At 69.5% G+C, this 22,779-nt stretch carries 21 protein-coding genes; 16 read left to right on the forward strand and 5 right to left on the reverse strand.

Annotated features, from left to right (window positions below; translation table 11 throughout):
• Positions 1 to 33: 33 nt before the first annotated feature.
• Positions 34 to 1,317, reverse strand: a complete 1,284-nt coding sequence (gene srmL / locus HEB94_RS22950; RefSeq protein ID WP_192751808.1) for a PheS-related mystery ligase SrmL — start codon at positions 1,315 to 1,317, stop codon at positions 34 to 36.
• Positions 1,318 to 1,707: 390 nt separating this feature from the next.
• Between srmL and HEB94_RS22955 the strand changes: the two genes are divergently transcribed.
• The 6 genes from HEB94_RS22955 to HEB94_RS22980 all read left to right on the forward strand — a co-directional run bounded on the left by HEB94_RS22955 (position 1,708) and on the right by HEB94_RS22980 (position 6,528).
• Complete coding sequence (locus tag HEB94_RS22955) at positions 1,708 to 2,868, forward strand: ABC transporter ATP-binding protein (protein ID WP_337917926.1); 1,161 nt, start codon at positions 1,708 to 1,710, stop codon at positions 2,866 to 2,868.
• Positions 2,865 to 3,656 (forward strand): ABC transporter permease, encoded by a 792-nt coding sequence (locus HEB94_RS22960; RefSeq protein ID WP_192751810.1) that lies wholly within the window; start codon positions 2,865 to 2,867, stop codon positions 3,654 to 3,656. Before HEB94_RS22955 ends, HEB94_RS22960 begins: the two co-directional genes overlap by 4 nt.
• Before the next feature lie 97 nt (positions 3,657 to 3,753).
• Positions 3,754 to 5,148: an NAD-dependent malic enzyme gene (locus tag HEB94_RS22965; protein ID WP_192751811.1), complete on the forward strand. Its 1,395-nt coding sequence runs from the start codon at positions 3,754 to 3,756 to the stop codon at positions 5,146 to 5,148.
• The gene (locus tag HEB94_RS22970) at positions 5,148 to 5,549 is read left to right on the forward strand and encodes a VanZ family protein (protein WP_192751812.1); all 402 of its coding nucleotides are present in this window, start codon (positions 5,148 to 5,150) and stop codon (positions 5,547 to 5,549) included. The genes HEB94_RS22965 and HEB94_RS22970 overlap by 1 nt, the downstream gene beginning before the upstream one ends.
• Positions 5,550 to 5,553: 4 nt before the next feature.
• Positions 5,554 to 6,117 carry a YqgE/AlgH family protein gene (locus HEB94_RS22975; protein ID WP_192751813.1) on the forward strand — a complete coding sequence of 188 codons (564 nt, stop codon included), beginning with the start codon at positions 5,554 to 5,556 and terminating at the stop codon, positions 6,115 to 6,117.
• A gap of 141 nt (positions 6,118 to 6,258) precedes the next feature.
• Positions 6,259 to 6,528 carry a DUF3039 domain-containing protein gene (locus tag HEB94_RS22980; RefSeq protein ID WP_192751814.1) on the forward strand — a complete coding sequence of 90 codons (270 nt, stop codon included), beginning with the start codon at positions 6,259 to 6,261 and terminating at the stop codon, positions 6,526 to 6,528.
• A 49-nt stretch (positions 6,529 to 6,577) separates the two neighbouring features.
• On the opposite strand, the gene HEB94_RS22985 is transcribed toward HEB94_RS22980, so the two are convergent.
• Together HEB94_RS22985 and HEB94_RS22990 are read right to left on the reverse strand one after the other, a co-directional pair.
• Positions 6,578 to 6,847 (reverse strand): hypothetical protein, encoded by a 270-nt coding sequence (locus tag HEB94_RS22985; RefSeq protein ID WP_192751815.1) that lies wholly within the window; start codon positions 6,845 to 6,847, stop codon positions 6,578 to 6,580.
• Between the two features lie 204 nt (positions 6,848 to 7,051).
• On the reverse strand, positions 7,052 to 7,366 hold the full coding sequence (locus tag HEB94_RS22990) for a hypothetical protein (RefSeq protein WP_192751816.1): 315 nt from the start codon (positions 7,364 to 7,366) through the stop codon (positions 7,052 to 7,054).
• 473 nt (positions 7,367 to 7,839) lie between these two features.
• Here HEB94_RS22990 and HEB94_RS22995 point away from each other — a divergent pair, with 473 nt between their 5' ends.
• On the forward strand, positions 7,840 to 9,597 hold the full coding sequence (locus HEB94_RS22995; protein WP_192751817.1) for a DEAD/DEAH box helicase family protein: 1,758 nt from the start codon (positions 7,840 to 7,842) through the stop codon (positions 9,595 to 9,597).
• A gap of 42 nt (positions 9,598 to 9,639) precedes the next feature.
• Here HEB94_RS22995 and HEB94_RS23000 read toward each other — a convergent pair whose 3' ends face one another.
• Positions 9,640 to 10,134: an Lrp/AsnC ligand binding domain-containing protein gene (locus HEB94_RS23000; RefSeq protein WP_192751818.1), complete on the reverse strand. Its 495-nt coding sequence runs from the start codon at positions 10,132 to 10,134 to the stop codon at positions 9,640 to 9,642.
• A gap of 162 nt (positions 10,135 to 10,296) precedes the next feature.
• Here HEB94_RS23000 and hppD point away from each other — a divergent pair, with 162 nt between their 5' ends.
• The 9 genes from hppD (at position 10,297) to HEB94_RS23045 (ending at position 21,488) form a co-directional block, all read left to right on the forward strand.
• Positions 10,297 to 11,550: a 4-hydroxyphenylpyruvate dioxygenase gene (gene hppD / locus HEB94_RS23005; protein WP_192751819.1), complete on the forward strand. Its 1,254-nt coding sequence runs from the start codon at positions 10,297 to 10,299 to the stop codon at positions 11,548 to 11,550.
• An 87-nt stretch (positions 11,551 to 11,637) separates the two neighbouring features.
• Complete coding sequence (locus HEB94_RS23010) at positions 11,638 to 13,023, forward strand: FAD-binding oxidoreductase (RefSeq protein WP_192751820.1); 1,386 nt, start codon at positions 11,638 to 11,640, stop codon at positions 13,021 to 13,023.
• Positions 13,024 to 13,302: 279 nt separating this feature from the next.
• Positions 13,303 to 15,099, forward strand: coding sequence for an ABC transporter substrate-binding protein (locus HEB94_RS23015; RefSeq protein ID WP_238361601.1), 1,797 nt, complete (start codon positions 13,303 to 13,305; stop codon positions 15,097 to 15,099).
• 50 nt (positions 15,100 to 15,149) lie between these two features.
• Entirely contained in the window at positions 15,150 to 16,157 is a 1,008-nt protein-coding gene (locus HEB94_RS23020) for an ABC transporter permease (protein ID WP_192751821.1), read from the forward strand.
• Positions 16,157 to 17,149: an ABC transporter permease gene (locus HEB94_RS23025; RefSeq protein WP_192751822.1), complete on the forward strand. Its 993-nt coding sequence runs from the start codon at positions 16,157 to 16,159 to the stop codon at positions 17,147 to 17,149. Before HEB94_RS23020 ends, HEB94_RS23025 begins: the two co-directional genes overlap by 1 nt.
• Positions 17,146 to 18,171, forward strand: coding sequence for an ABC transporter ATP-binding protein (locus tag HEB94_RS23030; RefSeq protein WP_192751823.1), 1,026 nt, complete (start codon positions 17,146 to 17,148; stop codon positions 18,169 to 18,171). The genes HEB94_RS23025 and HEB94_RS23030 overlap by 4 nt, the downstream gene beginning before the upstream one ends.
• The gene (locus HEB94_RS23035; RefSeq protein ID WP_192751824.1) at positions 18,168 to 18,980 is read left to right on the forward strand and encodes an ABC transporter ATP-binding protein; all 813 of its coding nucleotides are present in this window, start codon (positions 18,168 to 18,170) and stop codon (positions 18,978 to 18,980) included. Before HEB94_RS23030 ends, HEB94_RS23035 begins: the two co-directional genes overlap by 4 nt.
• A gap of 334 nt (positions 18,981 to 19,314) precedes the next feature.
• Positions 19,315 to 20,229, forward strand: coding sequence for an alpha/beta hydrolase (locus HEB94_RS23040; RefSeq protein WP_192751825.1), 915 nt, complete (start codon positions 19,315 to 19,317; stop codon positions 20,227 to 20,229).
• On the forward strand, positions 20,229 to 21,488 hold the full coding sequence (locus HEB94_RS23045) for an acyltransferase family protein (protein WP_192751826.1): 1,260 nt from the start codon (positions 20,229 to 20,231) through the stop codon (positions 21,486 to 21,488). The genes HEB94_RS23040 and HEB94_RS23045 overlap by 1 nt, the downstream gene beginning before the upstream one ends.
• Before the next feature lie 24 nt (positions 21,489 to 21,512).
• Here the strand turns inward: HEB94_RS23045 and fahA are convergent, their stop codons facing one another.
• Positions 21,513 to 22,778 carry a fumarylacetoacetase gene (gene fahA, locus HEB94_RS23050; protein WP_192751827.1) on the reverse strand — a complete coding sequence of 422 codons (1,266 nt, stop codon included), beginning with the start codon at positions 22,776 to 22,778 and terminating at the stop codon, positions 21,513 to 21,515.
• Position 22,779: the final 1 nt, after the last annotated feature.

A 22,779-nucleotide genomic window follows, 5' to 3' on the forward strand; every position in this document is an offset into this window, starting at 1 on the left:
CGCGCGGCACACGCCACCGCCCCCACGACCGGGTCAGGCGCGCGGTCGGTGTTCGCACGCGGCCCACTGCGCCGCGGCGCCCTCGTGCAGCGCGGCGTACACGTCGTCGCGCAACCGGTTGGCGTCGGCGTCGGTGAGCGTGCGGTCGAGCGCCCGCAGCAGCAACCGGACCAGCACGTTGCGTTGTCCCGGCGCGATCCCGAGGCGGGCCCGCGCGCTGTCGGGCAGGTCGTCGTACGCCGTCTCGCTCAACACCTCAACGGTCTCCGCGACGTCGGCGTCCTCACCCAGCGCCGCCCGTACGCGGTCGCCGAGCACCTCGGCGGAGGTGTCCGCCCGGGGGCCGACGACCACCGACAGGTCCCGTCGTACCGGTGGCATGTGCGACACCGCGCGGTACGGCGTCCGGTCCAGCATCTGGGTGGCGACCCGCGGATCCGCCGACCGCAACAGCCGGATGTCGGGGATCCCCTTGCCCAGCATGAGCAACCGGTCCAGGCCGAGCCCCATCGCGAGCCCGGTCCAGGCGGGCACCGGAAGCCCGGCACCGGCGAGGACGTCCGGCGCGGCGAGTCCGCACTCGCCGATCTCGATCCACTGGCCGTCCCACCACACGTCGACCTGGCGGCCTCGTTCGGTGTAGGGGTGGACCTTCGGTTCGGTCCGCCACCGGCTGCCGGGCAGGGCCGACTCGACGACGAGCGCGATCATCTCGGTGAGGTCGTCCTCGTCGCAGGGCCGGTCGTGCCGGAGTCGCCACAGGTCCATCTGGTGCGGCGTACCCGTGTGCTGCCAGTCGACGCTGTCGCGCCGGTAACAGATGCCGGGACAGGCGAGGAGCAGGTCGGCCGGTGCGTCCGGGTCACCCGCCAGCGCTCGGAGCGCGCCCGGAACCATCGCGCTGCTGTGGCTGCGCAGCACGTGCCCGGCGTCGACGTAGCGCGTGTAGCGCTCCTCCCGGGTCACCGCTCCGGGTGGGTAGCCCAGGTTGTCGTAGTTGTCGGCGAGCGGAACGACGGGATGGGCCCGGACGATGCGCACACCACAGTTCCACGCGGTACGCAGCCCCTGGACCAGGTCGTCGACCACGGACTGCAGGGCGTGCGGCCCCTGCGCCGGATCGGCGAGGTCCCGGACCGCGAGACAGGCCTGTGCCTCGGCGGCCGACAGGGCCACGGGTGGGCGTTCGTCGCGTTCGTCCACCACATGGGCGGGGGAGGGCGTGGTCGGGGTCGGACCGTGCCCGGTCGGGGCAGCGTGCTGGGCCGCGGCAGCGGTGTGCGGGGTCGGGGCAGGAGGGTGCAGAGGGTTGGACATCGAGGTCTCCTCGCGCGGGTTGGCTGCGGAAGGTGCGGAAGGACTCACACACCCCGACCGGCCGCGGAGGTCCGCACGGGAGAACGCCGTCAGCGCTCGACGGTGACGATCAGGTTCGCGGAAGGGAACCGGTCACCACGGGCATACGCGGCAATCCACCCCGACGGCACCGCTGTGCCGGTCGGGGCGACGAAATCGCCGTACGTACATACCCACGGACGCAACGGTACGGCCTTCTCACCACCCACCGCCACTCCCGGCGGGGGTCGCCTCCTCCTCAGGACGGACACCGAGGCGCCAGAAAACCCACCCATGGGGCGACACCTCGCGAGACGTGGACCCCGTACGGTGAGCATCGTCAATCAGTCCCTTGCGTCCAGGGAGGCACCGGTGGGACGGATCGAGGCGACCAACCTCTCCAAGACCTACGGCGCGAAACGAGCGGTCGACGATCTGTCGTTCACCGTCGAGCCGGGGGTGGTGACGGGGTTCCTCGGCCCGAACGGCGCGGGCAAGTCGACGACCATGCGGCTGATGCTCGGCCTCGACCACGGCGGCGGCCGCACCCTCTTCGACGGCAAGCCCTACTCGCGGCTCACCCACCCGATGCGGCATGTCGGTGCGGTCCTCGAGGCCAAGGCGTTCCATCCGACCCGGACCGCCCGCAACCATCTGCTGATGCTCGCGGCCGCCAACGGCATCCCTCGGCAGCGCGTCGACGAGGTGCTCGAGTACGTCGGACTCAGCGATGTCGCCGGCAAGAAGCCGCGGACGTTCTCCCTCGGTATGGGGCAGCGGCTCGGGCTCGCCTGTGCGCTCCTCGGAGATCCGCACACGCTGATCCTCGACGAGCCCGCGAACGGTCTCGACCCCCAGGGCATCACCTGGCTGCGTAACTTCCTGAAGACCTACGCCTCCACCGGCAAGACGGTCTTCGTCTCGAGTCACCTGTTGGCCGAGATGGGGCTGATGGCCGACCGGCTGGTCGTCATCGGTCGCGGCCGGCTGATCGCCTCCGGCGCCGTCGACGACTTCGTCCGGTCGGCGTCGCGGACGACCGTGACGGTGCGAACGCCGCAGCCCGACCGGCTGGTCGAGGCCCTCCGGGCGGCCCATGCCGGCGTCCAGCCGGCACCCGACGGTGCCCTCATGGTCACCGGCCCCGACCAGGCGAAGGTCGGCGAACTCGCGTTCTCCGCGGGCGTCGTCCTCCACGAACTCTCCACCCGGACAGCGACGCTGGAAGAGGCCTTCCTCGAGGCGACCGGTGGATCCGAGGAGTACATCGCCCAGATCGGTGGCCCACCCGGACCCCCAGGGGCGGCCGGCCAGTTCGGTGCACCCGGGCAGTTCGTCCCATCCGGTGGAGCGCCTGGGCAGTTCGGTCCGCCGGGTGGTCCGCCCGGTCAGTACGCCGCGCCGGGTCAGTACCCCCCGCCGGGCCAGTACGGCGCACCCGGTCAGCACGGCGCACCCGGTCAGCACGGCGCACCCGGTCAGCACCAGGGCCCCCCGCCCGCTTCCTCGTCATCCGCCGGAGGCAACCGATGATCGACGCACTGCGCTTCGAATGGGTGCGGATCCGCACGCTGCGTTCGACCTACTGGCTCACCGTGCTGCCGCTCGTCCTCAGTGGGGCGGTCGCCGGGATCATCTCCTACGTCTCCCGTAACGATCCGATCCAGCCCGACCTGGCCGGCGTGGTCCTCACCGGTGGCTCGGCGTTCAGTCCGCTGCCGTTCACCGCCGTCTTCATGGGGATCATGGGCGTCTTCGCGTTCGGGCACGAGTACCGCCACGGGACGATCCTGCCCACCCTGACCGCGGTGCCGAAGCGCGGTTCCCTGGTTTTCGCCAAGGCGCTCGTGATCGCCGTGTGGGCGCTGGTCCTCGCGGTCGTGAGCGTGCTGATCAACTGGGGCCTGGCGAAGCTGCTGTCCGGCGACTCGCTGCCGATCACCTCCGACCAGATGGGCCCGGCGCTGCTGGGCTACCTCGGCTTCGTCGTCCTGTGGGGACTGCTCGGCCTCGGCCTGGGTTCGCTGTTGCGCAACCTTCCGGCCGCGATGGTGCTGCTGTTCGTCGTGCCCCTGGTGGTCGAGCCCCTGCTCGGCGCGCTGACGATGATCCCCGCGCTCGAGTCGCTCCGTGAGTACGTCAACTACCTGCCGTTCACGGCTGGTAACGCGATGTCGCAGACGGTGTCGACGGAGGCGGTGGCCCCGGGTGCGTCGTTCGGGGACCAACCGAGCCGGGCCGTGAGCAGCCTGACCTTCACCGCCTGGGTGGCCGCGTTGTTCGCCCTGGCGACCACGCTCTTCCACAAGCGCGACGCCTGACCGCACCCCGGCAGGGCCCCTCTCGCGCTTGGGTGTGGAACAGTGAGACGATCGGACCACATCTGGATATCGTTTGACCTGATTCCAAGGAGTGGCCGTGACGTCGGCACCGAGCGTTTCGTACTCGATCACTGTGCGGCTCGAGGTGCCCGCGGGAGGCCGGGCGGTGAGCGAGCTCACCGCGGCTGTCGAACACGCCGGTGGCACTGTCACCGCGCTCGACGTGACCGCCTCGGGACACGAGCGGCTGCGCATCGACGTGACCTGTGCCGCCACCGACACCGCGCATGCCGACCGGTTGGTGGAGGTGCTGCGGCAGGTCCCCGACGTCATCATCCACAAGGTCTCCGACCGCACGTTCCTCATGCACCTCGGCGGCAAGATCGAGATGCAGGCCAAGCACCCGATCCGCAACCGTGACGACCTGTCGATGATCTACACCCCGGGTGTCGCGCGGGTGTCGCTGGCGATCGCCGCCAACCCCGACGACGCGCGGCGGCTCACCATCAAGCGCAACAGCGTCGCCGTGGTGACAGACGGGTCCGCGGTCCTGGGGCTGGGCAACATCGGGCCGCAGGCGGCCCTGCCGGTCATGGAGGGCAAGGCGGCACTCTTCAAGCGGTTCGCCGGCATCGACGCCTGGCCGATCTGCCTCGACACCCAGGACGTCGACACCATCGTCGAGGTCGTCCGCAGCATCGCCCCGGGGTTCGCCGGCATCAACCTCGAGGACATCTCCGCGCCACGCTGTTTCGAGGTCGAACGCCGACTGCGCGACCTGCTCGACATCCCGGTCTTCCACGATGATCAGCACGGCACCGCGATCGTCGTCCTCGCCGCGCTCACCAACGCGCTCCGCATTGTCGGCAAGGACATCGGGCACGTCCAGATCGTCATGTCGGGCGCCGGTGCCGCCGGCAGCGCGATCCTGCGTCTCATGCTCGCTGCCGGCGCCAAGGACGTCCTGGTCGCCGACGTCGACGGCGTGATCCACCCCGAACGGCAGGGGCTTTCTCCCGAGCTCGCCTGGATCGCCGAACAGACCAACCACGCGCACTACACCGGCGACGTGCGCGGTGCGGTCGCCGGTGCCGACGTGTTCATCGGGGTGTCCGCGCCCAACGTCCTGACCGGCGCCGACATCGCGACCATGAATCCCGGATCGATCGTCTTCGCGCTCGCCAACCCCGAGCCCGAGGTCGACCCGGCGGAGGCCCGTGAGCACGCGAGCGTCGTCGCGACCGGACGCAGTGACTACCCCAACCAGATCAACAACGTGCTCGCGTTCCCCGGCGTCTTCCGCGGTCTGCTCGACGCGCACAGCCATCACGTCGACGACAGCATGCTGCTGGCGGCGGCGCAGGCGATCGCCGACGTCGTGAGCGAGGGTGAGCTGAACGCCAACTACGTGATCCCCAGCGTCTTCCACCCCGACGTGCACAACGCCGTCGCCGCGGCGGTGCGGGAAGCGGTCTCGGCGGCCAGCGATTGATGAGACGCGTCACGGGGGCGGGCTCCGCGGCCTGGTGGGTGGCGTTCCTGCTCGCCTGCGCGATCAACCTGTTCGGGATCTACTCCCCACGTCAGCCTGGTCCCGAGGCGACTTTCGCGTACGAGGACAAACTCGCCCACATGCTGATCTTCGCCGCGGTTGCGTGGACCGGACGTCAGGTCAGGCTGCCCACCGGGTGGCTCGTCGGGATCCTGGCGCTGCACGCGGTGGTCAGTGAGACAGTCCAGGCGACCCTGCTGCCGCAGCGTTCCGGCGACGTCTTCGACGCCGCGGCGGACCTCTTCGGCGTGCTGCTCGGCATCGGGTTGGCACAGATCTTGTCGGCGCGGGGACGAAGACCGCGAGAAGGTCGTGAGGCGAGGCAGGACGCGGGATCATGAGACTATGAGCGGGCCGTACTTCACCGGGCAGTTGCTCGTCGCGACACCGGCACTGAGCGACCCCAACTTCGCTCGCAGTGTCGTACTCATCCTCGATCACGACGGCGATGGCGCCCTCGGCGTGGTGGTCAACAAGCCCACCGACCTTCCGGTCACGTCCGTGCTCGCACCCTGGACCGACATGGTGTGCCAGCCAGACGTGTTGTTCCACGGTGGTCCGGTGGCGACCGACTCCGCGCTGGCGCTGGCGGAGGTGCCCGACGGTCTGGACGCCGAACCCCTCGGCTGGCGCCGGCTCTACGGCCGGCTCGGGCTGGTCGACCTCGACACCCCACCGGAGCTCCTCGCGGGCGGTGTGCGTGGAATGCGCGTGTTCGCCGGCTACTCCGGATGGTCACCCGGCCAGCTGGAGGCGGAGGTCAAGGAGGGCGGCTGGTACGTCGTCGACTCCGAACCCGCTGACGCGTTCACCCTTGACCCCACCACGCTGTGGCGCCGGGTGTTGCGCCGCCAACCTGATGAGCTCGCCCTTGTCGCCACCTTCCCCGACGACCCCACGCTGAACTAGGTTCGCGACCCCCCGCATGTGGACGCCCCGCATCCATGCTGGCTGCGTTGTCGTCGGCGCGGCCGGTGCCGGGCTCGCCGGTTCGGCGATCACGTGTTCACATGTCGGCATGATCCACCGGACCCGCCTAGACTTGCGCGGGTGAGTACGCAGCTGAGTCCTGGTGCCCAGACGATCGAGGAAACCCGTGCGCTTCCCTCGCACGGTGACGACGGCGATCACGAGCGCTTCTCCCATTACGTGCCGAAAGAGAAGCTTGTCGAGGCGATGGTCACCGGTACGCCGGTCATCGCGTTGTGCGGCAAGGTGTGGGTGCCCAGCCGGGACCCGGAGAAATACCCGGTCTGCCCGGAGTGCAAGGAGATCTGGGAAGGTCTGCCGCCTGGCGGCGGCGGTGAGGACGGCGACTGACCGGTCCGCCTGTCGGTCCCTCGGTCCACCCTTCGTCCCGGGCCGTGCTTTACGGCACGGGCCGGGTCCGCGGAAGCTGACGCCCTCGCGGCGGCTCGATGGTCTCGTTCCACTGGCGACGGCGTTCCTGGTCGACGCAGACGGCCTCCCAGGCGTTGCGTCGCGCGGCGTCAGGACCGTGGATGAGTGACGCGAGCCGCCCCACCATCGATCGCGCGCTGCCGACGAGCGTGCGCGGTCGCGAGGGTGCGACGTTCGGTGGCTGGGCGTCGGACGTGGTGGACTCGGCGGACTCGGCGGACGTGGTGGAGATGGCCATGGCGTCTCCTCATCGGGTGTCCCACCGAAAGAAGCGGTGAGACACGCTGTCCTCGGATCTGCGGTCTCTCTTTCCGAGGATGCGGACGCGGTGTTGCCGCCAGGTTGCCGGCGAGTCAAACCTCTTCGACGAGTGCGCGCCCCGACGTGGACGGCGATCGGCCCGGCCGGCGGACGGTGATCGGCGTCGGCCGTGGGAGAGGGATCAGGTCTGAGCCTGCGACTTGCCGGACGAACGAGGTGGCCGGGACGCGTCACGGGTGGCCGGCGCGCTGGTCCGGCGACGCCTCGTCGGACGGCGACCGGCGTTCACCGCCAGGTCGACCACGTCGTTCCACTGCTGGCGACGCTGCAGGTCGGCGCAGACGGCTTCCCAGGCGTTGCGCTGGCCGATGTCTCCGTCGAGTCCAGGCATCCGAGCCGCCACCTGGCCGACGACACGACGGGCGGCATCCACAAGGCCCCCTTGCGCCCGCGCAGCCTGCTTTCCGTCGGACGTGGACGCGGCATCATCGACCATCGCTGCTCCTCATCGATTTCCCCGACCGAATCCACGCGTCGCGTGGGTCCGGCACCGCTCTCGATATTCCCCACTCTCTGTTGCTCGATAGTTACAGGTTGGTCAAGCCTGCGCCAGGTCTTTGGTTCGGTACCCACGAACCATCCGATTACGGAACAGCCGCTCCTCACCGTGGAAAAGTCGGGGCCGGGTGCCGACATCCGGTCCTTCCCCACCTGTTCAGCGGGGCTGTCGACCAAACCTCCGGCACGGGCGGAGGGACGTGTCGCCGCCGCGTTTCCACGTGGGTGCGACTCCGCCTATCACTCACTCGCTCGGTCGCCTCGGCGTGGTCCTTGGTGGGTTTCGCGTAAGAGCAGGCTAATGTCGCGGGTCGGACGTTCCTCCGGAATGTGGCCCGAAGACACCCGGTTCCGCGACCACTGCGCTCGCGGCCGGCTCGAACGACCATCCCGCCGAGCGGAAGGGACGATGTGAGTACGCCCGCGTCGACGACCGAGACCCGACACCCTCGCGCCGACGGCCCGTGGGGCAGGTTGCGCGCCTGGCAGCAGGAAGCCTTCGACGGTTACACGGCCAACAGTCCGCGCGACTACCTCGCGGTCGCGACGCCCGGTGCCGGCAAGACGGCGTTCGCCCTCACGATCGCGGCCGACCTGCTGGCTCGCCGGGTCATCGAGCGGATCATCGTGGTGACCCCGACCGAGCACCTGAAGCGGCAGTGGGCAGACGCGGCCGCACGCGGTGACGTCGCGCTCGACCCGGCGTTCGCCGGCCGTGGCGGACGCACGAGCCGCGACTTCCACGGTGTCGTCGTGACCTACGCGGGTGTCGCCGCCGCGGCGCTCGCCTTGCGGGTGCGCTGCGAGCGGTTCAAGACGCTGGTCATCCTCGACGAGATCCACCACGCGGGCGACGCGCTCACCTGGGGTGAGGCGGTGCGGGAGGCGTTCGAGCCGGCCACCCGCCGGATCTGTCTCACCGGTACGCCGTTCCGCAGTGACGCGAACCCGATTCCGTTCGTGTCGTACGTGGAGGACACCGAAGGCGTCCCACGCAGCGCGGCCGACTACGGCTACGGCTACGGCCGGGCGCTCGCCGACGGGGTGGTTCGCCCGGTGCTCTTCCTCGCGTACTCCGGCGACATGCGGTGGCGCACCAGCGCCGGCGACGAGGTGGCCGCCCGACTCGGTACGCCTCTCACCAAGGACATGGCCGCGCAGGCCTGGCGGACGGCCCTGGACCCGGCCGGCGACTGGATCCAGACCGTCCTGCGGGCCGCCGACACCCGCCTGACCGAGGTACGCCGCCACGTACCCGACGCGGGCGGGCTGGTGATCGCGACGGACCAGGACTCCGCCCGCGCCTACGCCAAGACCCTCGGGCAGATCGCGGGGGAGCGACCCACGATCGTGCTCTCCGACGAACCGACCGCGAGCAAACGGATCGGGCAGTTCGCCGAGGGCGACAGCCGGTGGATGGTCGCCGTACGCATGGTCAGTGAGGGTGTCGACGTCCCCCGACTCGCCGTCGGCGTCTACGCCACCGCGACGCAGACTCCGTTGTTCTTCCAGCAGGCGGTCGGCCGTTTCGTCCGGGCCCGCCGGCGTGGGGAGACGGCCTCGCTCTTCCTGCCGACCGTGCCGGTGTTGCTGCGGTACGCGGCCGAGATGGAGGTCCTCCGCGACCACGCGCTCGGTCGCCCGATCCGCGACGAGGACGACATCTTCGCCGCGGAGAACGACCTGCTCGCCGAGGCCGCCCGGGGCGAGTCCAACGCCGATCTGCTGGAGAAGCCGAAGTTCCAGGCGATCGGGTCGGAGGCGGCGTTCGACCGGCTCGTCTACGACGGCAACGAGTTCGGCGGTGAACTCGGCGAGGACGAGACCGAGTTCCTCGGTATCCCTGGCCTGCTCGAACCGCAGCAGATGCGGGAACTGCTGCAGCGGCGGCGCAGTTCGCGCGATGCCCCCACCGCGGTACCGGCGCCCACCCCGGCGGGTGCCGAGGCCGAACCCGAGGCCGCGGCCTACGAACGGCTCAGCGTCCTGCGTCGCGAGCTCAACGGTCTCGTCGGAGCGTGGCACCACCGGACCGGCCAGCCCCACGGCGCTGTCCATGCCGAGCTGCGGCGGGTGTGTGGCGGTCCCCTCGCCGTGCAGGCCTCGGCCGAACAGCTGCAGGCACGGATCGACATGATCCGCGCCTGGGCGGTGAAGCGGACGTCCTGAGCGCGGGCTCACGACCCGCGCGACGACGATTCGGACCAGTCCTCAGGGGCGCTCGCGGCCGTCCTCCTCGGCCGTCCGCACCAACAGGGGCACCGCGCGGGAGTGCAGCCGGGTCGCCAACACGATGACCGTCGACGTACGCACGATCCCGTCGTAGGCGAGCAGCTCGTCGATGACGCGCTGCAGGTCGGTGTTGGAACGCGCCACCAGCCGGGTCATCATGTCCGCGCTGCCGCTGATCGTGTGCGCCTCCATCACCTCGGGAATGCCCGCGAGGTGCCGGGTGACCGCCGCGTGCCCGGCGCCCTGCCGGAGTTCCAGCGTGGCGAACGCCGTCACGCCGAAGCCCAGGGCCGCCGGATCGACCTGCGGTCCCCAGCCGCGGATGACGCCCGACCGCGCGAGCCGGTCGAGGCGGGCCTGGATCGTGCCGCGCGCCACTCCGAGTCGGCGGGAGGCCTCCAGGACGCCCACCCGCGGCTCCGCCGCGAACAGCTGCACGATCCGCGCGTCGAGCTCGTCCACCGGCGCACCCACGCTGGCCTCCCTGCTGCCGAAAGCGTTGTACAAAGTGGACCTTTTGCCCGGTGAATCTTGTCAGGAACCTGGGCACTCTGTACACGCCGGTGAGGGAGCATTGCACAGAGTGTCGAACGTGGGAAAGGCTCCAGGTAGCGGCGGGATGACGAGGAGGAAGCGATGACGGTGACCGGATCGGGTGCCGGGGGCGCCCACACGACCGAGACCGGAACCCCCGTCGGGGGGACGGCGCTGACCACGGAGGAACGGGCGGCAGACCTGCGCCTGGACCAGCTCCGGCAGCTGGTCGGGCTGGTCGACTACGACGCCTCGCGCGACCCGTTCCCGGTCACCGGTCTGGACGCGGTGGTCTTCTGCGTCGGCAACGCCACCCAGACGGCGGGCTACTACCAACTCGCCCTGGGCATGGACCTCGTGGCCTACGCCGGTCCCGAGACGGGAGTCCGCGACCGCAGGTCCTACGTCCTGCGTTCGGGCTCGGCGAGGTTCGTCTTCGAGGGGGCGGCAGCGCCGGGGAGTTCGCTCCTCGAGCACCATGAGAGGCACGGGGACGGCGTGACCGACATCGCGCTCGAGGTCCCCGACGTCGACCGGTGCGTCGAACACGCCCGTGCGCAGGGCGCCACCATCCTCGAAGAGCCCCACGACCGAAGCGACGACCACGGGACGGTGCGGTGCGCGGCGATCGCGGCGTACGGCGACACCCGGCACACCCTCATCGACCGGTCCCGGTACGACGGCCCCTATCTGCCGGGCTTCGTCGCGAGGTCGAGCACGGTCGCCCGGACCGACGGACCGCGGATCTTCGAGGCGGTCGACCACTGCGTCGGAAACGTCGAACTCGGCCGGATGGATGAGTGGGTCGACTTCTACGGCCGGGTCCTCGGTTTCATCAACATGGCGGAGTTCGTCGGTGACGACATCGCGACGGAGTATTCCGCGTTGATGAGCAAGGTGGTCGCCAACGGAAACCACCGGGTCAAGTTTCCACTCAACGAACCCGCCGTAGGCAAGAAGAAGAGCCAGATCGACGAATATCTCGAGTTCTACGCGGGTCCGGGCTGCCAGCACATCGCCCTGGCCACCCATGACATTCTCGCGGCGGTCGACACCCTGCGGGCGAGGGGCGTCGAATTCCTGAACACACCGGACTCCTACTACGAGGACCCCGAACTCCGCGCGCGGATCGGAAACGTTCGGGTCCCCGTCGACGAACTCCAAAGGCGCGGTATTCTCGTCGACCGGGACGAGGACGGTTATCTCCTGCAGATCTTCACCGCACCGATCGGTGACCGTCCGACCGTGTTCTACGAACTCATCGAACGCCACGGCTCGCTCGGCTTCGGCAAGGGGAACTTCAAGGCTCTGTTCGAGGCGATCGAGCGGGAGCAGGAGCGCCGCGGCAACCTCTGAGCCACGGCCCGCGCGACGACCGGGGCGCATGCCCGAGCGCGGTCTCAGGCATGCCGTCGACGGTGCGAGCCCCGTACGGTATGCCCCATGACGGACGACTCCCTTGACGCGCTGACCGCCGCCCTGCGGGCCGAGTTGCCGGCCGACTCGGTCATCACCGACCCTGACCGGCTCGAGTCGTACCGCCACGACATGGCGAGGTTCTGCCCCGCCGGCACGCCGGCGGTCGGCGTGCAGGCTCGGGCGACCGCCGACGTCCAGCACGTGCTCCGCGTCGCGTCGCGGCTGCGCGTCCCGGTCGTGCCGCAGGGTGGACGTACCGGCCTGTCCGGCGGCGCCAACGCCGTCGACGGCTGCATCGTGCTCATGCTCGACAAGATGAACCGCATCATCGAGATCGACGCGCCCAACCGGGTCGCGGTCGTCCAGCCCGGTGTCTTCAACGCCACGCTGTCCGCCGCGGTGGCCGAGCACGGGCTGTTCTACCCACCGGACCCGAGTAGCTGGGAGATCTCCACGATCGGTGGCAACCTCGCCACCAACGCGGGCGGGCTGTGCTGCGTGAGGTACGGCGTCACCAGTGACTTCGTTCGTGGCCTCGAGGTCGCGTTGGCCGACGGAGAGGTGCTGCGGACCGGACGACGCACCGCCAAGGGGGTCGCGGGTTACGACCTCACCCGGCTCTTCGTCGGGTCGGAAGGGACACTCGGCGTGATCACCGAGGCGACCCTCGCGTTGCGGCCGCCGGGCCTGGAGCCTCGGACCGTCGCGGCGCTCTTCCCGACCGTCATGGCCGCCGGGGACGCGGTCGCCCGGGTGGTCGCCGGGGGACAGGTGCCGAGCCTGTTGGAGTTCATGGACCAGTCGTCGCTGCGGGCCGCCAACGCCTACCGCAACATGGGCTTGCCCGAGCACGCCGCCGCGATGCTCATCGCGCAGTCCGACGGGCCGCGGGCGGCGGACGACATCGCCGCCATCGCCGCCCGGTTCACCGAGGCGGGTGGGTTCGACGTCGTCGAGGCGGAGGACGCCGCCGAGGGCGACCTGCTGCTCGCCGCCCGGCGGGAGTCCCACTTCGCGCTCGAGGCGCTCGGCGCCTGCCTCACCGACGACGTGTGTGTGCCGCTGAGCCATCTCGCCGACTTCGTTCACCAGGTGGAGAAGGTCGCGCTCGACGTCGACCTGACGATCGCCATCGTGGGCCACGCGGGCGACGGCAACCTTCATCCGAACGTCATGTTCGACGCCGCCAAGGAGGACCAGGTTGCCCGGGCGATCCGGGCGTTCGACGAGATCATGCGGATCGGCCTGGAGATGGGTGGGACGGTCACCGGTGAGCACGGAGTCGGCACCCTCAAGCGCGACTGGCTCGCCCGCGAACTCGGCCCGGTCTCGTTGCGCGTCCACCAGGATCTGAAGCGGCTGTTCGATCCGGCCGGAATCCTCAATCCGGGGAAGGTGCTCGCCTCCTGAGTGGGCGGATGGCGATTCCCCGCGCCTTTGTATTCATCTGTTGAATGCAATGTTGTCCGTATTCGGTCTTTGTATACAAATAGCGACTTGATGATCGCTGGACGTATCCGGGATCGGTCACGACCTGCGTGACTGCGTCTTTGACCCGAACACAACGGAACCATTTCGTTGTCATTCTCTTCTGGTGTCCACTCCCGCTTGGCCGTAACCTGCTGGACATCCGTCACCCGATCACTGCGCGGGGGACCTGGTTCCCCTGTGCGGGAAGGGAATTCAACGATGTCCGAACTCGGAAGTGGGCGCCCTTCGCGCCGGCAGTTCTTGATGAACGCCGCCCTGCTCAGTGCGGCTGCGGGAGTTGGTGGCGGCTTCCTGGCCGGTTGTGGTCAGGGCGGTAGCGGTGCCACAGGAAGCGACGGCAAGCCGGCCGGACGTTCGGGCAAGGAAGGCGAGACGCTCTTCATCGCTGGTTTCCAGTGGGGTCCCCCCAACCACTACAACCCGTTGGGGCAAAACGCCGCCTGGCCCGGCGGCCAGAACAACATGCAGCTCATCTACGAAACGCTTGTTCGTTTCAACCTGCTGGACGGAAGCCTGCAGCCCGGTCTCGGCAAGGAGATCCAGGAGCCCGACGCCAACTCCTTCGTCGTTCCTCTTCAGGAGGGCGCGAAGTGGCAGGACGGAAAGCCGGTCACCGCGGGGGACGTGGTCTACACGTTCGAGCTCGCGAAGCGTCACGCTGAGCTTTCCTACGCGTCCTTCTGGGACTACGCCGACAAGATCGAGGCCACTGACGACGCGACCGTCAAGGTCACCCTCGGCCGTTCGCCGTACAACCCGGCGCTGGTGAAGAACAGCCTGGCCACGACCTACATCCTGCCCAAGCACGTGTGGGAGCCCCTGGAGCAACAGGGCAAGCCGATGGGTCAGTTCGAGAACACCGAACCGGTCGGCTCCGGTCCCTACACCGTCGAGTCCTACAACCAGCAGCAGATCGCCCTCACCCGGCACGAGGAGTACTGGGGCAAGACGGTCAACGGCGGTCTGCCCAAGCCGAAGTACATCGTGCACCCCATCTTCAAGGGAAACCAGGACGGCGACCTGCGCTTCCAGCGTGGCGGTGTCGACGTGATGCAGCAGTTCACGCCGCAGATCTGGAAGATGTGGGAGGACCGGAAGCTCGCGGTCTCGACGTGGTACAAGAAGGCGCCCTACCACGTGCCCGGTGGCATGCCGATGCTCGTCGTCAACACCACCAAGAAGGGCCTCGACAACCCCAAGGTGCGCCGCGCTCTCGCGTTCGCCATCAACTACGGCGACATCGCGGACAAGGCGATGTCGCGTTACTCCGAGCCCGCGCAGTCAAGCGTCATCCTCCCCACCGGTGGTGAGTCGAAGTTCTTCGACAAGGAGAACGTCGCCGCCAACGGCTGGAAGTACGACGTGGCCCAGAGCAAGAAGATCCTCGAGGACGAACTCGGCGCCAAGAAGGGATCGGACGGCATCTACGTCCTTCCCGACGGCACCCGGCTCGGCCCCTACACCGCCCAGACCCCGACCGGATGGAGCGACTGGCAGAACGCGCTGCGGATCGTCGCGGCCAACGCCAAGGCGGCCGGCATCGAGATCCTCACGAAGTTCCCGCAGGCGCCCAACGTGACGAGCTCGGTCCAGGCGGGCGACTTCGACCTCGCGGTGTGGAGCGTCGCCTCCACGAGTGCGGCGACACCCTGGCAGCGGTTCCGCGACGTGCTCGACGACCGTGGGGTCGCGAAGCTCGGCCAGGCAGCGTTCTGGAACTACGGACGTTTCAAGGACCCCGCCGTCGCCGCCCTGCTCGACCGCGCCGCGGGTGCCGACGAGGCGCAGCAGAAGGAGATCTACCTCCAGCTCGACACGATCTTCATGCACAACGCGCCCATGATTCCGTTGATGTACCGGCCGCTGGAGTTCTTCGAGTTCAACGAGGTCAACTGGAAGAACTTCCCGAACGAGCAGAACTCCTACGCGCCGCCGATGTTCCAGGGTGCCGGCGTCGGCTGGCTCTACAAGATCGAGCGTGTCGCGTCGGCCTGACCGTCTGGTCGTACGAGGGGGAACACATCGTCGAAACGTGAGGGAACTGAATGCGGCTACGGAAGTACCTCGTCGGCAAGACGCTCTGGTATATCGGCGCGTTCCTTGTTGCGCTGGTCCTCAACTTCCTGTTACCCAGACTCGTACCAGGAAACCCGGTCGACGCGATCATCGCGCAACTCGGTCGGTCCGGCACGCAGGCCGAAAGCCTGCAACGGATTCACGAGCACTACGTAGCCGAATTCGGGCTCAACCACTCGATGGTGTCGCAGTTCTTCACCTACCTCGGAAATCTCGCGCACTTTGATCTGGGTACGTCGTTCGCGTCCTACCCGGCCAAGGTCGAGGGGCTGATCGGAGAGGCGCTGCCCTGGACGATCGGTCTGCAGTTGCCGGCCATCCTGATCGGTTGGCTGGTCGGCAACGCCCTCGGCGCGCTGGCGGCGTTCAAGGGCGGATGGTTCGACCGGGGCGCGTTCCTGAGTTCGCTGTTCCTGTCGAGCATGCCCTACTACTGCCTGGCGATCCTGCTGCTCTACCTGTGTGCCGTCGCGCTCCCGCTGCTGCCACCGGGAGGCGGCTACGAGCCGGGCACCCAACCCGCACTGACGCTCACGTTCATGATCGACGTGATGCGACATTACTGGTTACCGTTCCTCTCCCTCGTCATCATCTTCGTCGGCGGCCAGGCGGTCGGTATGCGCTCGATGGCGATCTACGAGCTCAACTCCGACTACGTCAACTACAGTCGCGGCCTCGGGCTGCCCGACAAGCGGATCGTGCGCTACATCTTCCGCAACGCGATGCTCCCGCAGGTGACCGGACTGGCGCTGTCGATCGGCACCCTCGTGGGCGGCGCACTCGTCACCGAGATCGTCTTCTCCTATCCCGGAATCGGGTCCCTGTTGTTCACCGCGATCGGTCAGAACGACTACCCGCTGATTCAGGCGATCACCCTGATCATCCTGGTCGCCGTCCTCGCCTCGAACTTCCTCGTCGAGATCGCCTACGGGTTCGTGGATCCGCGGATCCGTGCGGCGCAGGCAGGTGAACGCTGATGCGGACGATGCGGTTCACACCCCGGTTCTGGGCCTCGGCCGGAATCTTCGCCGTGGTGGTCCTCTTCGGTCTGGTCGGGCCGCTCGTCCTCGGCGGCAAGCTGGGCGAGGGTGTCGGTGGGCTCTACGACCCGCCCTCCGGCGCGGCCTGGCTCGGCACCGACGACCTGGGGCACGACGTCTTCACCAACCTCATGTTCGGCACCCGCACGTCCCTGATCATCGGCCTGGTCGCCGGTGCGATCGCCACCGTGATCGGCGTCGTCATCGGGCTCATCGCGGGCTACCACGGCGGCATTGTCGAGGAGGCGCTGATGGGCGCCACCAACGTCGCGCTGGCCATCCCCTCGATCGTCGTCCTCATCCTGCTGTCGGTCGCGCTGGACTTCCGGTCGGTCGTCGCCATGGCGATCGTCATCGCGATCACCAGTTGGCCATGGACGGCCCGAGCCGTACGCGCCCAGGCCAGCAGTGTCCGCACCCGCGAACACCTCGACGTCGCCCGGCTCTCCGGCGCCGGCACGTGGAACATCCTGGTGTGGGACGTGCTGCCGTACCTCATGTCCTACATCTGTATGGCCTTCGTCCTGCAGGTGTCCGGCGCGATCCTGGCGGAGGCGGGGCTGTCGCTGCTCGGCCTTGGCCCGAGCGGGAGCGTCTCGCTCGGCATCATGCTCAACTGGGCGCTGGTCGGTGAGTCTCTCCTCAACGGCGCGTGGTGGGCATTCATCCCGCCCACCGCGCTGCTGACGTTGATCGCCTTCGCGCTGCTGATGCTCCAGTCGAGCCTGGACGAGGTGTTCAACCCGCGGCTGCGCCGCGGCGGTCGCGGCGGTCGCGGTGCGCGTGCGGTCGCGGCCGGTCCGGTCGTGACCAGCGGAGCACTCGCGGTGGAGCAGGCCAGTCCGGTCGGCGACCTCGATTCGGTCGGGAGCGACCAGGAACCCGCCGGTACCGGCGACCACACGAGCGGAAGGTCGGGCAACGCATGAGTGGTGTGGTGACGACGGCGACCGGCTCGCTGCTGCGGGCAAGCCACCTGCGCGCGGCCTACAGCGGGGACGGCGGCCAGGTCGTCGCGGTCGACGACGTGTCGATCGACGTCGGCAAGGGCGAGGTTCTCGGCGTCGCGGGTGAGTCGGGCTGCGGAAAGTCCACGCTCGGCGCGATTCTGTCGCTGACCGTACGGCCGCCGCTGTTCGTGCTGGGCGGGGAGCTGGAGGTCGACGGCAACCAGCTCGACCTGGGCCCGGACCGCCGGCCGCCTCGGGCCTGGCGTGGCGAGGTGGTGTCCCTGCTGCCGCAGGGCGCGATGAACTCGCTCAGCCCGACGGTGCGGATCCGTGACTTCGCCTACGACGTGATCCGAGCCCACCAGCCCGGAGTGCGGCGACCCGACGCGATCGAGCGCACCCGGGAGCGGCTCGAACAGCTCGACCTGCCGGCGCGGGTGCTCGACTACTACCCCCACCAGCTCAGTGGGGGTATGAAGCAGCGGGTCGTCACGGTCGTGTCGACCCTGTTGAACCCGCGGTTGCTGATCGCCGACGAGCCGACGTCGGCGCTGGACGTCTCCTCCCAGCGAATCCTGATCGAGATGCTGCGGGAGATGCTGGCCCGCGACATCATCGGCGGTGTCATCTTCATCACCCACGACCTGCCGGTGCTCAACACGATCGCCGACCGGATCGCCATCATGTACGCGGGCAAGATCGCGGAGGTGGGCACCGCGAACGAGCTGATCAACCGGCCCCGGCATCCCTACAGCGGGGCGCTGTTGTCGTCGGTGCTCGTACCCGAACCCCAGATGCGACGAACCCGCGTCCGCGGTATCCCCGGTGCGCCGCCCAGCCTCGCTCATCCACCCGCGGGGTGCCGGTTCCATCCCCGCTGTCCGTTGGTGATGAACGTCTGCCGTGAGCAGGAACCCCCTCAGGTCGGCGACGACCGTCACCACGCCCACTGCTGGTGGGCCGACCAGCACCCGGGCCAGCCGGTGGAGGTGACTCGATGAACGCACCGAGCAGCGCGCCCGGATCGCAGCCCCTCGTCGAGGCGAAGGGACTCACCCGCGTCTTCGGGCACGGGGCCAACGCCGTCCGTGCGGTGGACGACGTGTCGTTCACGCTGGGGCGCCAGGAGGTCGTCACCATCGTGGGGGAGAGCGGTAGCGGCAAGTCGACGCTCGCCCGGCTGGTGCTGCGGCTGCTCGAGCCGACCGGGGGAACGCTCCACCTGGCCGGACGGGACGTCACCGCGCTCAAGGGCCGCGAGCTGCGGTCCTACTGGCGCGACGTCCAGGCGGTCTTCCAGGACCCGTTCAGCTCGTTCAACCAGTTCTTCACCGTACGCCGGCTGCTCGGGCGATCCCTGCGGCTGGCCACCGGGACGGGCGGCGACCAGGGCGAGACGATGATGACCCAGGCGCTCGAGCATGTCGGACTGACCGGCGCCGACGTCCTCGACAAGTGGCCGCACCAGCTCTCCGGGGGCCAGCGGCAGCGGGTGATGATCGCCCGGGCGCTGATGATGCAGCCGCGCATCCTGGTCGCCGACGAGGCCACCTCGATGCTCGACGCGTCGCTGCGGGCGAACATCCTCAACGTCCTCGGCGACCTGCGCCGCGACCACGACATGACGATCCTGTTCATCACCCACGACATCGGCCAGGCCTGCTACGTGAGCGACCGGGTGCTCGTGATGTGTCAGGGCGAGCTTGTCGAGCACGGCCCGACCGACCAGGTCATCTTCGACCCACAGCACGAGTACACGAGGCGACTGCTGGCCGACGTACCCCGGCTGCACGAGAACATCCTCGACTAGCCGGAGCCGGACCCCGGGCGTGCCGCGAGTGGGGCGCGGCCCGGGGTCCGGGTCCGTACGCAGCCCGGTGGAAGAGGCGATGTCCCTCGCCGAGTACTTCGGTGCGCTGGCCGACCTTCGTACGCCTCACGCGACACGGCGCCGGCGCAACTGTCAACTGATTCTTTACAGTTTGCGATCCCTTACGGGAAAGGGCTGAGCGCCGTTTGGGTGCTTCGCCCTCGGTCCCTGAGAGTGCCCCGGGGAGCGCCCCCTAAGGGTGGAGCTAGCCCCACCACAGGGTGGGGCATCAGCCTTATCGAGCGGCGGCCCGAATCTCCGTAGCGTCCTTGACGTGCGGAGCTTGCTGACCTCAATCCTCCTCGCGAGCGTGGTGATGGCGACCGGAACCGGTGCCGACGCGCTCGCGACACCGGACACGCGTCCGGCGCTACCACCGCTGCGCTACGCCGCCCAGGTCGTCGACGGACACGAGCTTCTGGCCTACGACGCCGAAGGCGACGGACGGATCGTCGAGGTACTCGGCGACCTGCGGCATGCCGACCACATCGCCGTCCTCGTCCCTGGTGCGGGGCACAGCCTCGACACCTACTTCTCCGGCCGTGCGGGCGGGACACCCCGGCAGTCCGGGCTGGCGCTGCTCGCGGAGTTGCGCCGGCAGGCGCCGCACGAGCAGGTCGCGGTCGTCGTCTGGCTCGGCTACGACACCCCCGAAGGGGTGGATGCGGCCTCCGCGCGCTCGGACCGGGCTCGCCCCGGTGCCCGCGATCTGGCCCGCCTGACCCACCAACTGCCGGCCGCGGCCCGGATCACCCTTGTCGGACACAGCTACGGTTCGGTCGTCATCGGCCAGGCCGCCCCCGCCGCCCGGGCCGACGACATCGTTGTGGTCGGCAGCCCTGGGCTGGACGCCGCCGTGGAGGCCGACCTGCGCACCGGCGCAACCGTGTGGGCGGCCCGCGCGCCGGGCGACCCGATCAGGTTCGCGCCGCCGGTACGGATCGCCGGATGGGGGCACGGGGCGGCTCCGACCTCATCGAGCTTCGGCGCCCGGTCCTTCGCCGTCGGCGACATCCGCGGCCACTCGAGCTACTTCACACCGGGCAGCGAGTCGCTGTCCAACATCGCGCGGATCGTGCGCGGCCGGCCCGACGAGGTGACCGGTCCCACGCCGAGGACACCGCGTCCCGAAACCACCGTGACCATGCCGGTCGCCAGCGTGGCGGCGGCACCGAAGGGAGCAATCTGATGGCCGGCACCGTCGCCTTCCGAGCCGACAAGCCAGTCCGCGGTCGCGGGCCGTGGCAGGCGTTCGTGGACAAGGTGGAAGCCAACACACCGGCGTCCCGGGACCGCGCCATCGACGCGTTCCGCGCGCTGGCCACCCTCGGAGTCATCGTCGGACACTGGCTGGTCGGAGCGCTGGTCCTGCAACCCGACGGGGCCCTGCGCATCTCCAGCCCGCTGCGTGACCTCGGCGCGTTGGCGCCGGCGAGTTGGGTGCTGCAGATGCTCGGCCTGTTCTTCCTCGTCGGCGGCCACTCCTCGGCCCTGAGCCTGGTGCGGTCCAGTGCCCGCGGGGAGTCCTACCTGGACTGGGTACGCAAGCGGTTCGTCCGGCTGGTCCGTCCGGTGGCGGCGGCGACCGCGCTGTCGGCGGCCAGCCTGGTGGTCCTCGGCGCGATCGGGGTTCCGTCCGGAACCCTGCGCACGTGGGTGGTCCTGCTGGTCCAGCCGTTCTGGTTCATCGCTGTCTACGTCGGGTTGACGGCGCTCACGAAGTACGCGATGGCCGCGGATCGGCGGATGGGTGCCTGGGCGGCGCTGCCGTTGCTCGTGATGGTCGCGGCCGGAGACTTCCTGCGGTACGGCCCCTGGCAGGACTCGGTGCCGGGCTGGATCGGCCTGGTCAACCTGGTGCCGGGGTGGCTGTTCGCCTACCAGCTGGGCGTGTCGTGGGCGCAAGGTCGGCTTGCGCGTCGCGGCGCGTGGCTGCTGGTGGTCGGAGGCGCCGCGCTGTTCGCCGTCCTCCTGCTGGTGTTCCACTACCCGGCCAGCATGGTGGGAGTGCCGGGCGCCGACCGTTCCAACGCCCACCCGCCGTCGCTGCTGGTACCGGCGCTCGCGGCCTTCCAGTCCGGGATGGCTCTCCTCCTGCACGGCCGGGTCAGCGCGCTCATGCGTCGGCCCCGGGTGTGGGCCGCGGTGGCGGTCGTCAACCTCAGCGCGATGACGATCTTCTGCTGGCACCAGGTGCCGATGGTGCTGGTCTCACTCGGTGGTGGCGCCGCGCTCGGTGGTGTGCCGGGCCTCACCACGCCACCCGTCGACGTCGCCTGGCTGCTGGCCCGGGTGGGCTGGTTGCCGGTGATGGGGCTGGTGCTCGTCGCGTTGGTCGGACTGACCCGGAGGTTCGAGGCACCCTGGGGCGTGCGGACACCCCTGGCCAGGGTGGTGGCGGTGGGGGCGACGCTGGTGTCCGCGGGGTTCTTCGTGGCGCTCTACTGATCTGCCCGGCCGGGCGGATCAGTGTCAGGGAGCGACGGCCGGCTCCGGTGCCCCGGTGGGTGCCGGAGCCGATCCGTGCGAGGCAGGCCGGACCCGGCCGGTCACCGCGCCGAAGCCGAGGCGGGCGCCGTCGAGTGCGGGTGCGGTGGCCTGGACGATCACCTCGTCGCCGTCCTCAAGGAAGGACCGGGTGGTGCCGTCCGGAAGGACGATCGGCGTGCTGCCACCGGAGGTGATCTCGATCAACGACCCGCACTCGTCCTCACCAGGGCCGGAGACGGTGCCGGAGGCGATCAGGTCGCCGGTGCGCAGCGAAGCACCGTTGGAGGTGAGATGGGCGAGCATCTGCGCCGGGGTCCAGTACATCCCGGCGTACTGCGGACGGGCGACGACGTGGCCGTTCAGCCGGACCTCCAGGTCGAGGTCGAGCCCGAAGTCGTGCTCGCCGCGCAGATAGGAGAGCGGCGGAGGCTCCTGGGTCGGCGGCGCCACCATGGCCCCGTCGAGCGCGTCGAGGGGGACCACCCACGGCGAGATGGAGGTCAGGAACGACTTGCCGAGGAAGGGGCCGAGCGGACGGGCCTCCCAGGACTGCAGGTCGCGTGCCGACCAGTCGTTGACGAGGACGGCGCCGAAGACGTGTTCGCGTACGTCGTCGACGCCGACCTGCTGGCCCCGGACCGTGGGTGTGCCGATCACGAACCCGATCTCGGCCTCGAGGTCGAGTTGGGCCGTCGGCCCGAACGACGGGGACGTCGAGCCGGGCGTCCGGCGCTGCCCGTCCGGCCGGATGACGGGAGTGCCGGACACCGCGACCGTCCCGGCCCGGCCGTGGTAGCCGATCGGCAGGTGCCGCCAGTTGGCCGGCAGCGGGGGCTCGTCGGGGCGGAACAGCCGGCCGAGCCGACGGGCGTGATGCTCGGAGGCGTAGAAGTCGACATAGTCGGCGACCTCGAACGGCAGGTGCATCCGGACCTGGTCCAGCGGGATGAGTTCGGACTCGACCAGCGCGCGGTAGGTCTCGTCGGTCAGGCGTTCGGTCAGCCACTGGCGGACGGCGTGCCAGGCTCTGCTGCCGAGCGCCAGGAAGGGGTTGAGCGACGGCGCGGCGAACACGCTCGCGAAGTCGGCCCATTCGCTCGCCGCGAGAGGGGCGAGGTCGAGGACGTGGTCGCCGATGGCGACACCGACCCGCGGCTCCTCCTCAGCGTGGGAGAAGACGCCGTAAGGGAGGTTCTGCACCGGGAAGTGCGAACCTTCGGCTACGGGAACCCAACTCGTCACGGCCACG

Origin of the sequence: Actinopolymorpha pittospori (assembly GCF_014873875.1) — a bacterium.
GTDB lineage: Bacteria > Actinomycetota > Actinomycetes > Propionibacteriales > Actinopolymorphaceae > Actinopolymorpha > Actinopolymorpha pittospori.

What these genes read in the sequence shown, in the direction of transcription:
- srmL (WP_192751808.1), bottom strand. Translation starts at nt 1,317, where the DNA reads ATGTCCAACCCTCTGCACCCTCCTGCCCCGACCCCGCACACCGCTGCC.
- HEB94_RS22960 (WP_192751810.1), top strand. Translation starts at nt 2,865, where the DNA reads ATGATCGACGCACTGCGCTTCGAATGGGTGCGGATCCGCACGCTGCGT.
- HEB94_RS22970 (WP_192751812.1), top strand. Translation starts at nt 5,148, where the DNA reads ATGAGACGCGTCACGGGGGCGGGCTCCGCGGCCTGGTGGGTGGCGTTC.
- HEB94_RS22975 (WP_192751813.1), top strand. Translation starts at nt 5,554, where the DNA reads ATGAGCGGGCCGTACTTCACCGGGCAGTTGCTCGTCGCGACACCGGCA.
- HEB94_RS22985 (WP_192751815.1), bottom strand. Translation starts at nt 6,847, where the DNA reads ATGGCCATCTCCACCACGTCCGCCGAGTCCGCCGAGTCCACCACGTCC.
- HEB94_RS22990 (WP_192751816.1), bottom strand. Translation starts at nt 7,366, where the DNA reads ATGGTCGATGATGCCGCGTCCACGTCCGACGGAAAGCAGGCTGCGCGG.
- hppD (WP_192751819.1), top strand. Translation starts at nt 10,297, where the DNA reads ATGACGGTGACCGGATCGGGTGCCGGGGGCGCCCACACGACCGAGACC.
- HEB94_RS23010 (WP_192751820.1), top strand. Translation starts at nt 11,638, where the DNA reads ATGACGGACGACTCCCTTGACGCGCTGACCGCCGCCCTGCGGGCCGAG.
- HEB94_RS23015 (WP_238361601.1), top strand. Translation starts at nt 13,303, where the DNA reads ATGTCCGAACTCGGAAGTGGGCGCCCTTCGCGCCGGCAGTTCTTGATG.
- HEB94_RS23020 (WP_192751821.1), top strand. Translation starts at nt 15,150, where the DNA reads ATGCGGCTACGGAAGTACCTCGTCGGCAAGACGCTCTGGTATATCGGC.
- HEB94_RS23025 (WP_192751822.1), top strand. Translation starts at nt 16,157, where the DNA reads ATGCGGACGATGCGGTTCACACCCCGGTTCTGGGCCTCGGCCGGAATC.
- HEB94_RS23030 (WP_192751823.1), top strand. Translation starts at nt 17,146, where the DNA reads ATGAGTGGTGTGGTGACGACGGCGACCGGCTCGCTGCTGCGGGCAAGC.
- HEB94_RS23035 (WP_192751824.1), top strand. Translation starts at nt 18,168, where the DNA reads ATGAACGCACCGAGCAGCGCGCCCGGATCGCAGCCCCTCGTCGAGGCG.
- HEB94_RS23045 (WP_192751826.1), top strand. Translation starts at nt 20,229, where the DNA reads ATGGCCGGCACCGTCGCCTTCCGAGCCGACAAGCCAGTCCGCGGTCGC.